The following is a 14,176-nucleotide window of genomic DNA, read 5'->3' as shown; positions in this document are numbered from 1 at the left end:
CGGAGAACCGTAGGTCGGGCCCACGCGCCCGACGGTCCATGCCTCCGACATCTCCGTCAACCCGACGGCGCAATGTAGCCAGCATCACGGGCAACCCGACGCACGGATGTCCCAGGCATCGAGTCGCCCGCAACCCGTAACCCGGAATCCTCTCCCTTCCGCCCACCCCGGGCATTTCCGTGACCCACTCCCCAATTCCCGCAAACGCCCGTGGTCCTTGACACTGAGGCGCCTGAGGGCTATCGTGGCGCCAAGTGGTAAATTGTGGGAAAAAGTGGTTCTTTAGTGGAGCGGAGTAGGAATCGGTGTTTTTCGGTGAGACGGCAATCAACCTCGACGCGAAGGGTCGCATGGCGATCCCGACGCGCTATCGCGAGGATCTGGATGCCGCTTGCGACGGAAAACTGGTGCTGACCTATTCCGCCTTCGACGCGGGCTGTCTCTGGATCTATCCGGAGCCCGAATGGGAACGGGTGCGTGAGCAGGTGATGGGCCTGTCGACCTTCAATCCCTCGCATCGAAGCCTTCAGCGCCGACTCGTCGGGTCGGCGACGATGCTGGAGCCCGACAGCAACGGACGGGTGTTGTTGCCGCTGACGCTTCGTCAGGTGGCCGGACTGGAAAAGCGCGTGGTGATGATGGGCATGGGTCAGCGTTTCGAACTCTGGAACGAGACCGTCCTGAACCAGCGCCGGATCGAAGAAGAAAAAGAAATCCAGGAGCAGGCCTCCGCCGAGATGGCCCAGCTGGTCCTGTAGGCGGTGATGGCAAGCAACTCCCAACATGTGCCGGTGCTGCTAGGGCCGGCGCTGGAGGCTTTGATGATCGAGCCCGACGACCGCGTGGTGGATGCCACCTACGGTCGCGGCGGGCACAGCCGGGCCATGCTGGACCGGCTCGGGCCGCAAGGGCGCCTGGTCGTGATCGACCAGGACCCGGAGGCCATCGAACACGCCCGCTCGACGCTGTCCGGCGATGAGCGGGTGACGATCTGGCAAGGCAATTTTGCCGAGCTGGGGCGCATGGCCGATGAACTCGGTCTGCGCGGCCGGATCGATGCGCTGCTGATGGATGTGGGGGTGTCCTCACCGCAGCTGGATACGCCGGAGCGGGGTTTCAGTTTCCGCGACGACGGTCCGCTCGACATGCGCATGAACCCGGCACGGGGCGAGTCGGCGGCCGACTGGTTGGCGCGGGCCGAGGAAGCCGAAATCGCCCGAGTGATTTACGAGTACGGAGAGGAGAAATTCTCGCGCCGGATCGCACGGAGCATCGTCATGGCCAGAGCGGAACAGCCGATCGAGCGAACCGCCCAACTTGCCGCCATCGTCGCCCGGGCCGCAGGGCCTTCACCTGCGGACCGTCACCCCGCTACGCGCACTTTCCAGGCCATCCGGATTCACGTCAACGATGAGCTCGGCGCCCTCGATTCCGCCCTCGAGCAGGCCGTCGACGTCCTCGCACCCGGCGGCCGCCTGGCCGTGATCAGCTTCCACTCGCTCGAAGACCGTCGCGTCAAGCAGGCCTTCAAGCGCCTGTGCTCGGCGCCGCCGGCCAGCCGCCGTCTGCCCGTGGCCCCCGATTTCAAACCTCGCGCCCGCACCATCGGCAAGCTGATTCGGCCCGCAGAGGCCGAACTGCTTGCCAATCCTCGTGCCCGCAGTTCGCGCCTGCGCGTGCTCGAGAAACTCGCGGAGGGCCCGGCATGATCCGCTGGTCGATGTTCATCGTGCTGCTGCTTGCCCTGCTGGCCTCGGCGATTGCCGTCGTGGCGCAGCGCCACACCTCGCGTGAGCTGTTCGTCGCTCTGCAGGCGGCGCAGGCAGAGCGCGATCAGGCCAAGGTCGAGTGGAGCCGGCTCCAGCTCGAGCAGGCCTGGCTGGCCGAGTCCGGCCGCATCGAGCGTCAGGCCCGCGCCGAGCTGGACATGGAGCGTCCCGAGCGGGTCGGCATCCTGATCGAGGCCCCCTGGGCCGAAGCCACCGTGGAGCATCGCCCATGAGTGCGCCGAACCCCCATTCGCAGAGCATCATTCGCCTCTGGCTGACCGCCGGGGTGATGCTGCTGGCCTGCATGGTGCTGGTCGGTCGGGCGGTGAACCTGCAGGTGATGGAATCGGAGTTCCTGCAGAGCGAGGGCGAGGCCCGCTTCCTGCGCCAGGTGGCGATCCCGACCGTCAGGGGCAGCATTCTCGACCGCCATGGCGAGCCGCTGGCCGTGTCGACGCCCGTCGATTCGATCTGGGCCCACCCCGGCACCCTGCTGCAGGAATCGGAAAAGCTGCCGATGCTGGCGAGCCTATTGGAGATGCCCGCCGAAGAGCTGGAGCGCCGCCTGACCCAGCGCGCCAGCCGCGAGTTCGTCTGGCTCGAGCGCCGCGTGCACCCGGATCTGGCCGAGCGCGTGATGGCGCTGGGCATTCCGGGCGTCCATCTCGAAGGCGAGTACCGCCGCTTCTACCCGACCGGCGACGTGACGGCCCAGGTGCTGGGTTTCACCAATATCGATGACTTCGGCCAGGAAGGCCTGGAGCTCGCTTACAACAGCTGGCTGCAGGGCGAGCCCGGCGCCAAGCGCGTGATCAAGGACCGTCTCGGACGAACGGTGCAGGAAGTCGAGCTGGTGCGCGAGATGCAGCCCGGCCGCGATCTGCAGCTGACCCTGGACCGGCGCCTGCAGTACCTGGCCTTCCGTGAGCTGAAGGCGGCAGTGATGGAATTCGAGGCCCGCTCGGGCTCGATCGTGGTCATGGACGTCGGCACCGGCGAGGTGCTGGCGATGGTCAACTACCCCAGCTACAACCCCAATGCGCCGGAGCGCGGCGTGTCCGATGGGCTGCGCAACCGGGCCGTCACCGACGTGCTCGAGCCGGGCTCGGTGATCAAGCCCTTCGCCATGGCCGCCGTGCTCGAGGCCGGCATCGCCACGCCGGAGATGGTCGTCGATACCTCGCCGGGCACCATGGAAGTGGCCGGCCATACGATTCGAGACGTCCGCAACTACGGCGAACTGACCGTCACCGACCTGCTGACCAAGTCCTCCAACGTCGGCATCGTCGACCTGGTGCTGAGCATGGACGCCCGTCACCTCTGGGGCGTCTATTCGCGCTTCGGTTTCGGCAACGTCACGGGCACCGGCTTTCCTGGAGAATCGGCCGGCGTGCTCCGCGACTACGAGCGCTGGCGCAAGCTCGAGCAGGCCACCCTGGCCTACGGCTATGGCCTGTCGGTCACGCCCCTGCAGCTGACGCGTGCCACGGCAGCGATCGCCGATGGCGGCCGCCTGCGCCAGCCGACCTTCGTTCTGGACACGGACAATCCACCCCAGTCGGTACTCGACCCCGTACTCGCCCGCCAGCTGGCGCTGATGATGGAAACCGTCACCCAGCCCGGTGGCACGGGTACGCGCGCCGCGATCCCGGGCTACCGCGTGGCCGGCAAGACCGGCACCTCACGCAAGGCCGGTGGTGGCGGCTACAACGATCGCTACGTGGCCAGTTTCACCGGTTTCGCCCCCGCTTCGCGCCCGCGACTGGCGGCGACCGTGGTCATCAATGATCCGGGCGGTGAGGAATACTACGGCGGCCAGGTGGCCGCGCCCGTGTTCGCTCGCGTCATGGATGCGGGCCTGCGCCTGTTCAACGTGCCGCCGGATCAGCTCGATGCGCTGATGGTGCAGGCCGAGGTGAGCGGCGATGACTGAGGCCCGCAGCCCGCGCATGCTCGATCGACTGCTCGAAGGCCTGGTCACGCCGGGCCGCGCGCCGGCCGTCGAGTTTTCGTCGCTCGTGCTCGATGCTCGCAGCGCCGAGCCCGGTGACGTCTTCGTGGCCCTGGCCGGTCACCGCCGCCACGGCATGGAATTCATCGACCAGGCCATCGAGCGCGGCGCGGTCGCAGTGCTGCATGACGGCGCTCATCCGGTGCCGGACCGTCGCGGTCTGGCGATGATCGAAGTCAACGACCTGGCCGTGCAGCTGCCCGAGCTGGCTCGACGCTGCTGGGGCGATCCCTGCGAGCGCCTGGAACTGCTGGCCGTGACCGGAACGAACGGCAAGACGTCTGTCGCCTGGCTGCTGGCCCAGGCGCTGGATGCTGCGATGATCGGCACCCTCGGCATCGGCCGTCCGGGTGCGCATCGTGCCGGAACGCACACCACCCCCGACCTGTTCAGCGTCTACCGTCATCTGAGCGAACTGGCGGATGCGGGCGAGCGCACGGTCGTGTTCGAGGCCTCCTCGCACGCCCTGGACCAGCAGCGCCTGGCCGGGCTTCGCTTCCGGACCGTGATCTTCACGACCCTGGGCCACGACCACCTGGACTACCACGCCGATCTGCAGGCCTACGGCGAGGCGAAGGCGCGGCTGTTCCAGGACTACGCCAGCGAGCGCCAGATCATCAATGTCGACGATGCCTTCGGCCGCGAGCTGGCCGAGCGCCTGGCCGGCTCGGGCGGACTCCGGACCCTGGCGGTACGGGCGGAGCAGGGCGCGGATGTGCATGCCGAAGGGCTGCGCGCCGATCGCGATGGTCTGGTGGCGACCCTGCATGGATTGAACGCAGCCCCTTCCCTCGAGATTCGTTCGGGCCTGCTCGGCGAGATCAACCTCTACAACCTGATGATCGTGGCCGTCGAACTCGATGCCCGGGGCCTGAGCGCCGAGGAACTGGTTCGTCGCATCGCCGCGCTCCGTCCCGTCCCCGGTCGGATGCAGCCGATCGCCCAGGCCGGTCGTGGCCTGGCCGTGATCGACTACGCGCACACCCCCGATGCTCTCGAAACGGCCCTGAAGAGCCTGCGGACCCTGGAGCCCGGCGCCCTTTGGTGCGTGTTCGGCTGCGGTGGGGACCGTGATCGCGAGAAGCGCCCGATGATGGGCCGGATCGCCGAAGCCCTGGCCGACCGGGTCATCCTGACCAATGACAACCCGCGCCACGAAGCCCCCCTGAGCATCGTGCGCGCGATCCAGGGCGGCATGCGCCACCCCGAGCGCGCGCAGGTCCTGCTGGACCGGGCCGAGGCGATTGCCCGGGCCCTGGCCGAGGCCGCGCCCGAAGACGTGATCCTGATTGCCGGCAAGGGTCATGAGACCGAGCAGGTGGTCGGCGATCAGCGCCATGCCTTTTCCGATCTCGATGCCGTTCGCTCCGCCTTCGGGAGGGCCGCCTGATGGACATGTTGCTCAGCGCCGCCACCCAGGCCTGCGGAGGACGCATGAGCGGTCAGGACGTGGCCATTCGCGGTCTCTGCCTGGACAGCCGCAAGCTGCAGGCCGGTGAGCTGTTCGTGGCCCTGCCCGGTGAGCGCGTCGATGGCCATGCCTTCGTCGAGGCGGCCGCGCGCTCCGGCGCGTCGGCGGCCCTGGTCAGCCGCCGCCTCGATGTCGATCTGCCGCAGATCGAGGTCGCGGACGTGGCCGTCGCGCTGCAGTCGATCGCCGCGGCCTGGCGGGCAGCGCTGGACGTGATCGTGGTCGGCGTGACCGGCAGCAACGGCAAGACCACGGTCAAGGAAATGATCGCCGCCATCCTGAGCCGGGTCGGTCCAACCCTGGCCACCCGCGGCAACTACAACAACGAACTGGGCGTGCCCGTGACCCTGGGTCGCCTGGAGCGCGAGCACCGCTTCGCAGTCATCGAAATGGGCTGCGGTCAGGCGGGAGATATCCGCGATCTGGCGGCCCTGGCCCGGCCCCGGGTCGGTGTGGTCACCAATGCCGGACCGGCCCATCTGGAGCGTCTCGGCAGCCTGGAAGGCGTGGCCCGCACCAAGGGCGAGCTGTTCGAGAGCCTGCCCGCCGAAGGCGTCGCCGTGATCAATGCCGACGATCGCTTCTTCGCGGACTGGCAGGCCCGTGCCGCGCACTGCCAGCGCCTGAGCTTCGGCCGTTCCGAGGCTGCCCAGGTGCGCCTGCTGGATGGTCCGGCGGGACGGCTGAATCTGGACACCCCGGTCGGTCGCATCGAAACCACCCTGGCGGTGGCCGGTGAGCACAATCGGATGAATGCCGCGGCTGCCGCCGCCGTCGCCCTTGCCCTCGACGTGCCGGCAGCCGAGATCGCGGCGGGCCTGGCCTCGATCAATAGCCTGCCGGGACGCCTGGAAAGCCATCGCAGCGAGGCCGGCTGGACCCTGATCGACGACACCTACAACGCCAATCCTGCGTCCCTGTATGCCGGTCTGAAGGTGCTCAGCGAGCTGCCGGGCGAGGCCTGGCTGGTGCTGGGGGATATGGCCGAGCTGGGCCCGGACAGCGACAAGCTGCACGCCGAGATGGGGCAGTCCGCCGCCGATCTGGGCGTGCGCCGACTGTTCACGCTGGGTGCCCATGCCGCCGCGGCCAGTCGCGCCTTCGGGCCGGGCGCAGAACATTTCGAGGGCCACGAAGCCCTGGCGAGCGCCCTGGCCGACGCCATTCATGCTGACGTGGTCTGCCTGGTCAAGGGCTCGCGTTCCAGCGCCATGGAACGGATCGTCCGCGCCATGATCGGGGAGAAACACTGATGCTGGCCTGGATCATCGAACATCTGCTGGCGCTGGACATCGCGCTGTTCCGCTTCATCACCTTCCGCACGGTCATGGCGGCGATGACGGCGATGGCCGTGTCGCTGCTCATCGGCCCCTTCTTCATCCGCCACATGGTGCGACGCCAGTACGGCCAGCCGATCCGCGAGCTCGGGCCGGAAAGCCATCAGTCCAAGGCCGGCACGCCGACCATGGGTGGGGCGATGATCCTGATTGCCCTGGTGCTCAGCACCCTGCTGTGGTCGGACCTGAACAACCGCTACATCTGGACCGTGCTGTTCGTGACCGTGGCCTTCGGCGCCATCGGCTTCGTCGACGATTACAAGAAGCTCAAGTACCGCGACAGCGCCGGGCTGTCGGCGCGCTGGAAGTACCTGCTGCAGTCCCTGGCTGCGCTCGCCGTGGGCGTGTTCCTCTACACCACGGCCGACGTGCCGGCCGCGACCACCCTGTACGTGCCCTTCTTCAAGGACGTGGCCATCCCGCTTGGCCTGGGCTTCATCGTGCTGACTTATTTCGTGGTCGTGGGCTCGTCCAATGCGGTCAATCTGACCGATGGCCTGGACGGCCTGGCGATCATGCCGGCGGTCTTCGTGGCCGCAGGCTTGGGCATCTTCGCCTACGCCACGGGCCATACGATCTTCGCCGACTACCTCGGCCTGGCCTACGTGCCGGGCGTGGGCGAGCTGGCCGTGTTCTGCGCGGCCCTGGCCGGCGCCGGGCTCGGCTTCCTGTGGTTCAACACCTATCCGGCCCAGGTCTTCATGGGTGACATCGGCGCGCTCAGCGTCGGCGCCGCGCTCGGCCTGATCGCCGTGGCCGTGCGTCAGGAGCTGATCTTCGTCGTCATGGCGGGCATCTTCGTCATCGAGACCCTGTCGGTGATCCTGCAGGTCGCCTCCTTCAAGCTCACGGGCAAGCGCATCTTCCGGATGGCGCCGATCCACCACCATTTCGAACTCAAGGGCTGGCCGGAGCCGAAGGTGATCGTCCGCTTCTGGATCATCGCCGTGATGCTGGTGCTGTTCAGCCTGGCCACGATGAAGGTGCGCTGAAGCCGATGACTGCACGCACGAGCGCCAAGCACCGTCAAGCGTCCCGCTGGGGAGAAATGCCCCGGACCGTGGGGCTCGACCCGGTGATCGTGATCACGGCCTCCCTGCTGTTGAGCATCGGCCTGATCATGGTGGCGTCGACCTCGATGGCCGTGGCCGAGAACTTCTCCGTCGGGCCCTGGCACTTTGTCCAGCGCCATCTGATGTTCATCGGCGTGGCCCTGGTCGCCTCCCTGAGCTTCCGTTTCATCGGCACGCCGCAGCTGGAGCTGCTGGCGCGCGCCTGCCTGCCCGCGGCCGTGCTGATCCTGATGCTGCCCTTCATTCCCGGCCTCGGGCACGAGGTCAACGGCGCGACCCGCTGGATCAACCTGGGCGTGACGCGCTTCCAGGTCGTCGAAGTGGTCAAGCTGATGCTGATCATCCACGTCGCCGGCTACCTGTCGCGTCGCCCGGAGCTCAACCGCGCGCGCTTCATCGATACGATCAAACCGCTGGCGGCCGTGGGTCTGATGGCGGCCATTCTCCTGATGCAGCCGGACATGGGTTCGGCGGTGGTGCTGGTGGCGATCGTCGCGGGAATGATCTGGCTCGCCGGTGCGGCCTGGAAGCACCTGTTCCTGCTCGGCAGCGCGGCCATTCCGTTGTTCGGTTTCGCGGCGATGGAGCCCTACCGTCTGCGCCGCGTCATGAGCTTCGTCGATCCCTGGGCCGACCCCTATTCGGGCGGCTTCCAGCTGATCCAGGCCCTGATCGCGGTCGGTCGTGGTCAGATCGGCGGCGTCGGCCTGGGCTCCAGCGTGCAGAAGCTCTACTACCTGCCCGAAGCGCACACGGATTTCATCTTCGCCGTGCTGGCCGAGGAGCTTGGCCTGGTCGGCATCGTGCTGGTGCTCGGCCTGTTCGTCTTGCTGGTGGGCCAGATGTTTCGCATCGGCCTGAAGGCCCTGACCATGGAGCGCGCCTTCTCCGCCTTCGTGGTCTGGGGCATCGCGCTCTGGATCGGTCTGCAGGCCCTGGTCAGCATCGGCGTCAACCTGGGCGTGCTGCCGACCAAGGGTCTGACCCTGCCGCTGGTCTCGGCCGGTGGCTCCAGCCTGATCATGACGATCGCCGCCATCGCCCTGGTGCTCCGGATCGACTGGGAGCTCAAACGCGTCGAGCTCGAACGGCCGCGCCGTCGGCGCGGGGGATGGTCCGTATGAGTCGGGCACGGGTTCTGATCATGGCCGGTGGCACCGGTGGGCACATCTTCCCCGGCCTGTCCGTGGCTCGCGAGCTCCGCGCCGAAGGCGTCGAGGTCCGCTGGCTGGGCACGCCGAACGGCCTCGAGAATCGCCTGGTGCCGGCCGCCGGCATCGAACTGGACACGATCGACATCGCCGGCCTGCGCGGCCGCGGCCTGCTGGGCTGGCTGGTGGCCCCGTTCCGCGTGCTCAAGGCCATGGTCCAGGCGCGCCGGATCCTGCGTCGTCACCGGCCCGATTGCGTGCTCAGCATGGGCGGCTACGTGGCCGGCCCCGGTGGCGTCATGGCCCGCTTGATGGGCATCCCCCTGGTGCTCCACGAGCAGAACGCCATTGCCGGTCTGACCAATCGCTGGCTGCGGCCACTGGCCGCGCGCGTGATGAGCGGCTTCCCCGCCGTGCTCAAGGGTGCCGAGCACTGCGGCAATCCCGTGCGCGACGACATCGCCGCCCTGCCGGACCCTGAAGCTCGCTTTGCCGATCGGAGCGGGCCGCTGCAATTGCTCGTCATCGGGGGCAGTCAGGGTGCTCTGGCTTTTGCGGAAGTGATCCCGCAGGCCCTGGCCCGTCTGCCTGCCGAGGCGCGGCCGCGCATCGTGCATCAGGCCGGCCGTCAGTATCAACGCACGCTCGAGGCCTATCGGGCCGCGGGCGTGGAGGGCGAGGTGGTCGAGTTCATCGACGACATGGCCGAGGCCTGGGGCCGGGCCGACCTGGCGATCTGCCGGGCCGGTGCCCTGACCGTTGCCGAGCTGGCCGCCGCCGGGGTCGCGGCCCTGCTGGTGCCGTTCCCGGCCGCCGTGGACGATCACCAGACCGCCAACGCCGAGTACCTGACCGCGGCCCACGCCGCCTGGCTGCTGCCGCAGCGCGAATTCACCCCCGAGCGTCTGGCCGAGCGTCTGGCCTCGCTGAGCCGCAAGCAGCTGGCCGCCATGGCCGGCCGCGCCCGTGCCCTGGCCCGGCCGAGGGCAGGGCGGGCCGTGGCCGATGTCTGCCTGGAGGTGGCCCGATGAGCCGCGCTGGCCGACCGGCCCCGAATCTGATGCATCGCGTCCGCCGGATCCACTTCGTCGGCATCGGTGGTGCTGGCATGAGCGGCATCGCCGAGGTGCTGATCAACCTCGGGTTCGAGGTCAGCGGGTCCGATCTGCACGAGTCCGAAACCGTGGCCCGTCTGCGCCAGCGCGGGGCCGAGATCCGGATCGGCCATCGCGCCGAGAATCAGGACGGCTCGGATGTGGTCGTCGTCTCCGGGGCCGTACCCGAGCACAATCCCGAGATCCAGGCCGCGCGCGAGCGCCGCATTCCCGTGGTGGCGCGCGCCGAAATGCTCGGTGAGCTGATGCGCTTCCGCCAGGGCATCGCCGTGGCGGGCACGCATGGCAAGACCACCACGACTTCGCTGATCGCCAGCATCCTGGCCGAGGCCGGGCTCGACCCGACCTTCATCGTCGGAGGTCTGGTCAACGCCTTCGGTTCCAGCGCCCGCCTGGGCGAGGGCCGCTACCTGGTCGCCGAGGCCGACGAGAGTGACGGTTCCTTCCTGAAGCTCCAGCCCGTGATCTCGGTGATCACCAACATCGATCGCGATCACCTGGACGCCTACCAGGGCAGCTTCGACGTGCTGCAGCACGCCTTTCTCGAATTTCTCGGCCACCTGCCGTTCTTCGGTGTGGCCGTCATGTGCCTCGACGACCCGCACGTGGCCGAGCTGGTCGGTCAGGTCGGGCGGAACGTCGTCACCTACGGCTTCGGTGAGGGCGCCGATGTGCGCGCCACGGGCCTGTCGCAGACCGGTCCGCGGATGGACTTCCTGCTCTGGCTGCCGGGTGCCGAAGAGGGCGTGCCGGTCAGCCTGGTCCAGCCCGGTCGACACAATGTGCTCAATGCCCTCGGTGCGGCGGCCGTCGCCTGGGAGCTGGGCATCGACGCCGCCGACATCGCCCGTGGCCTGGCGGCGTTCGGCGGCATCGGTCGGCGCTTCGCTCGCATCGGCGAACTCGAATTCGGTGGCGGCAAGGTGCTGGCCTTCGAGGACTACGGACACCACCCGACCGAGCTGGACGCCGTGCTTCGTGCCGCGCGCGCCGGCTGGCCGGATCGTCGTCTGGTGCTCGCCTTCCAGCCGCACCGCTACACGCGGACCCGGGATCAGTTCGACGCCTTTGCCCGCGTGCTGGCCGAGGCCGACGCCCTGGTCCTGCTGGACCTGTATCCGGCCGGCGAGGCGCCGATCGCCGGCATCGACAGCGACGCATTGGCCCGAGCCGTGCTCGAGCGTGACGAACTGCCGCTGGCGCGCGCCGCCGGCATCGATGAGGTGCCCGAGCGCCTCGACGAGATCTGCCGGGACGGTGATCTGCTGCTGGTCATGGGCGCCGGCGACGTCGGCCAGCTGGCCGCGCGCCTGCGCAAGGCGCAACAGGAGGTGAGTGCATGACCCGTCGTGACGCGCAATCCATGGGCCACGTCGCCCTGGTCGTCGGCGGTGACAGCGCCGAGCGCGAAGTCTCCTTGCGCGGTGGCCAGGCCGTGGCCGGCGCGCTGGAGCGCCTGGGTGTGCAGTTCAGCGTCGTCGATGGGCCGCGTCGCCTGCTCGAGCAGGTCGCGGCGGGCCACTACGACCGAGTCTTCAACCTGCTGCACGGTCGCGGCGGCGAGGATGGCGCCCTGCAGGGTGCGCTGCGCCTCTACGGGATCCCGGTCACCGGCTCGGGCGTGCTCGGCTCGGCGCTGACCATGGACAAGCTGCAGACCAAGCGCGTCTGGGCGGCCTGCGGTCTGCCCACGCCGCGCTGGCAGGTGGCACGCGAGGTCGAGGCAGCCGAATCGATCCTCCAGGCCCTGGGCCTGCCCCTGTTCGTCAAGCCGGCGCACGAGGGCTCGAGCATCGGCATGAGCCGGGTCGACGAGGCGGGTGAACTGCCGGGCGCGATCGCCGCGGCGCTGGAGTTCGACGACACCGTTCTGGTCGAGCAGTGCATCGTCGGCCAGGAATACACCGCCTCGGTGCTCGATGGCGAGGTGCTGCCGCTGATCGGCCTGGAGCCGACCCGGAAGTTCTACGACTACGCGGCCAAGTACGAGTCGGGCGACACCCGCTATCGCTGCCCCTGTGGCCTGGATGAGGCGCGCGAGCGCTCGCTGGCCGAATTGTGCATGGAAGCCTTTGCGGTGACCGGCGCGGCGGGCTGGGGTCGCGTCGACCTGATGCTCGATGGCGACGGGCAGCCGTGGCTGCTGGAGGTGAATACGACGCCGGGGATGACCGAGAGCTCCCTGGTGCCCAAGGCGGCGAAGGCCGCCGGAATCGATTTCGAGGAACTGGTATGGCGAATTCTGACGACCAGCCGGAACGACTGATCGGGCCGGCCACGATGGCGACCCTGGTGCTGCTGGGCGGCGTGCTGCTCGGCGCCCTGTGGCTGCGTTCGGGTCTGATCGGCGCGGATCGCTGGCCGATCAACTGGCTCGATGTCGAGGGGGAGCTGCAGCGCACCTCGGCCAGCCAGATCCGGGCGGCGGCCGCCGGGCCGGCCTCGCGTGGATTCTTCTCGGCCGATCTGGAGCGGGTCCGCGAGTCGGTCCAGGCCCTGCCCTGGGTGGCGGTGGCCGAGGTCAGCCGCCACTGGCCCGATGCCCTGCGGATTCATATCCGCGAGCATCAGCCCGTCGCGCGCTGGAACGAATCCAGCCTGTTCAGTGACCGGGGTGAAGTGTTCACGGTCACCGGCAGCCAGAACATGCAGGGCCTGGCTCGCCTGAGCGGGCCGGAGAATCGCCGCCAGGACGTGCTGCAGGAGTGGCTGTGGATGCGCCGCGAGCTCGGTCGCATCGGCATGGATATCCGCCAGATGCACCTCGACGAGCGCGGTGCCTGGACCGTTCGTCTCGGCACCGGCCTGGAGCTGCTGCTGGGGCGTGAACAGGTGCGCGAGCGTCTGAGCCGCTTCATTTCCGTGCATGACGACCTGGCCGAGCCGGAGCGCCGGCCCGAACGCGTCGACCTGCGCTACACCAATGGCCTGGCCGTGCGCTGGGCCGAGCACGCGGAGACCCTGGAGGACGAGCAGCATGGCTAAGCGCCCCGAGAAATCGCTGGTCGTCGGCCTGGACATCGGCACCAGCAAGATCGTCGCCATCGTCGGCGAGATCCAGGCCGACGGTCAGGTCGAGGTGATCGGCCTGGGCTCGCACCCCTCGCGCGGCCTCAAGCGCGGCGTCGTGGTGGACATCGAATCCACCGAGCAGTCGATCCAGCGCGCGGTCGAGGAGGCCGAGCTGATGGCCGACTGCGAGATTCATTCGGTCTTTGCCGGCATCGCCGGTAGCCACGTGCGCTCGCTGAACTCGCACGGGGCGGTGGCCATTCGCGACAAGGAAGTGGTCGATGGCGACGTCGAGCGCGTGCTCGAGTCCGCCCGTGCCGTGGCCGTGCCGGCCGATCAGCGCATCCTGCACGTGCTGCCGCAGGAATACGTCATCGACTCCACCGATGGCATCCGCCAGCCGGTGGGCATGTCGGGCGTGCGCCTGGAGGCGCGCGTGCATCTGGTCACGGCGGCGGTCAGTGCGGTCCAGAACGTCACCAAGTGCGTGGCCCGCTGCGGCCTGCAGGTCGACGATCTGATCCTGCAGCAGCTGGCTTCCAGCCACGCCGTGCTCAGCGACGACGAGCGCGATCTCGGCATCGCCCTGGTCGATATCGGCGCGGGCACGACGGACGTGGCGGTGTTCACCGAAGGCGCGATCCGCCACACGACCTGCATCCCGATCGCCGGCGACCTGGTCACCAATGACATCGCCGTGGCCCTGCGCACGCCGACCGTGCACGCCGAGGAAATCAAGATCAAGTACGCCTGCGCCCTGGAGCAGATGGTGTCGAGCGACGAGACCATCCAGGTGCCCAGCGTGGGCAATCGCGACCCCCGCCGCCTCGAGCGCCAGACCCTGGCCCAGGTGGTGGAGGCGCGCTATCGCGAACTGTTCGACCACGTCCACAAGCAGCTGCGTCAGTCCGGCTTCGAATCGATGATTCCGGCCGGTCTGGTTCTGACCGGAGGCGGCGCGAAGATGGAAGGAGTGGTCGAACTGGCCGAGGAGATTCTGCACATGCCGGTGCGCCTGGGGACTCCCCAGGGCGTGACCGGCCTGTCGGAAGTGGTCAGCAACCAGATCTACGCCACCGGCGTGGGGCTGCTGATCTATGGATCGCGTGCCGACGGGCGGCACCGCACGCCGCTGGGGCGGGGTGGGGAAAGCCTGTGGGAGCGCATCAAACACTGGTTTCAGGGGGAGTTCTGAGCGAAATGCATCAGACCTCTTCCCATCGAGATTCGGACCGTT

General features: G+C 68.5%; 13 protein-coding genes. All 13 read left to right on the top strand.

The window, feature by feature from the left end; genetic code table 11:
* Positions 1-305: 305 nt before the first annotated feature.
* Genes mraZ through ftsA form a run of 13 tightly spaced genes read left to right on the top strand, consistent with a single transcriptional unit; the run spans position 306 to position 14,134 of the window.
* Complete coding sequence (gene mraZ / locus WM2015_RS12020) at positions 306-758, top strand: division/cell wall cluster transcriptional repressor MraZ (protein ID WP_082169699.1); 453 nt, start codon at positions 306-308, stop codon at positions 756-758.
* Positions 759-764: 6 nt separating this feature from the next.
* Positions 765-1,709: a 16S rRNA (cytosine(1402)-N(4))-methyltransferase RsmH gene (gene rsmH, locus WM2015_RS12015; RefSeq protein WP_049726271.1), complete on the top strand. Its 945-nt coding sequence runs from the start codon at positions 765-767 to the stop codon at positions 1,707-1,709.
* Positions 1,706-2,002, top strand: coding sequence for a cell division protein FtsL (gene ftsL, locus WM2015_RS12010; protein WP_049726270.1), 297 nt, complete (start codon positions 1,706-1,708; stop codon positions 2,000-2,002). Before rsmH ends, ftsL begins: the two co-directional genes overlap by 4 nt.
* Entirely contained in the window at positions 1,999-3,702 is a 1,704-nt protein-coding gene (locus WM2015_RS12005) for a peptidoglycan D,D-transpeptidase FtsI family protein (protein WP_049726269.1), read from the top strand. Before ftsL ends, WM2015_RS12005 begins: the two co-directional genes overlap by 4 nt.
* The gene (locus tag WM2015_RS12000) at positions 3,695-5,170 is read left to right on the top strand and encodes a UDP-N-acetylmuramoyl-L-alanyl-D-glutamate--2,6-diaminopimelate ligase (RefSeq protein WP_049726268.1); all 1,476 of its coding nucleotides are present in this window, start codon (positions 3,695-3,697) and stop codon (positions 5,168-5,170) included. Before WM2015_RS12005 ends, WM2015_RS12000 begins: the two co-directional genes overlap by 8 nt.
* Complete coding sequence (locus WM2015_RS11995) at positions 5,170-6,504, top strand: UDP-N-acetylmuramoyl-tripeptide--D-alanyl-D-alanine ligase (protein WP_082169698.1); 1,335 nt, start codon at positions 5,170-5,172, stop codon at positions 6,502-6,504. The genes WM2015_RS12000 and WM2015_RS11995 overlap by 1 nt, the downstream gene beginning before the upstream one ends.
* On the top strand, positions 6,504-7,580 hold the full coding sequence (gene mraY, locus WM2015_RS11990; protein WP_049726267.1) for a phospho-N-acetylmuramoyl-pentapeptide-transferase: 1,077 nt from the start codon (positions 6,504-6,506) through the stop codon (positions 7,578-7,580). Before WM2015_RS11995 ends, mraY begins: the two co-directional genes overlap by 1 nt.
* Before the next feature lie 5 nt (positions 7,581-7,585).
* On the top strand, positions 7,586-8,785 hold the full coding sequence (gene ftsW / locus WM2015_RS11985) for a putative lipid II flippase FtsW (protein WP_082169697.1): 1,200 nt from the start codon (positions 7,586-7,588) through the stop codon (positions 8,783-8,785).
* Entirely contained in the window at positions 8,782-9,843 is a 1,062-nt protein-coding gene (gene murG, locus WM2015_RS11980) for an undecaprenyldiphospho-muramoylpentapeptide beta-N-acetylglucosaminyltransferase (protein ID WP_049726265.1), read from the top strand. Before ftsW ends, murG begins: the two co-directional genes overlap by 4 nt.
* Entirely contained in the window at positions 9,840-11,270 is a 1,431-nt protein-coding gene (gene murC / locus WM2015_RS11975) for a UDP-N-acetylmuramate--L-alanine ligase (protein WP_049726264.1), read from the top strand. The genes murG and murC overlap by 4 nt, the downstream gene beginning before the upstream one ends.
* Entirely contained in the window at positions 11,267-12,193 is a 927-nt protein-coding gene (locus WM2015_RS11970) for a D-alanine--D-alanine ligase (RefSeq protein WP_049726263.1), read from the top strand. Before murC ends, WM2015_RS11970 begins: the two co-directional genes overlap by 4 nt.
* The gene (locus WM2015_RS11965) at positions 12,160-12,912 is read left to right on the top strand and encodes a cell division protein FtsQ/DivIB (protein ID WP_049726262.1); all 753 of its coding nucleotides are present in this window, start codon (positions 12,160-12,162) and stop codon (positions 12,910-12,912) included. Before WM2015_RS11970 ends, WM2015_RS11965 begins: the two co-directional genes overlap by 34 nt.
* The gene (gene ftsA / locus WM2015_RS11960) at positions 12,905-14,134 is read left to right on the top strand and encodes a cell division protein FtsA (protein WP_049726261.1); all 1,230 of its coding nucleotides are present in this window, start codon (positions 12,905-12,907) and stop codon (positions 14,132-14,134) included. The genes WM2015_RS11965 and ftsA overlap by 8 nt, the downstream gene beginning before the upstream one ends.
* Positions 14,135-14,176: the final 42 nt, after the last annotated feature.

The sequence above is a fragment of the Wenzhouxiangella marina genome, from assembly GCF_001187785.1.
GTDB classification, from domain to species: domain Bacteria; phylum Pseudomonadota; class Gammaproteobacteria; order Xanthomonadales; family Wenzhouxiangellaceae; genus Wenzhouxiangella; species Wenzhouxiangella marina.
This window is presented reverse-complemented; position numbering and strand designations above follow the sequence as displayed.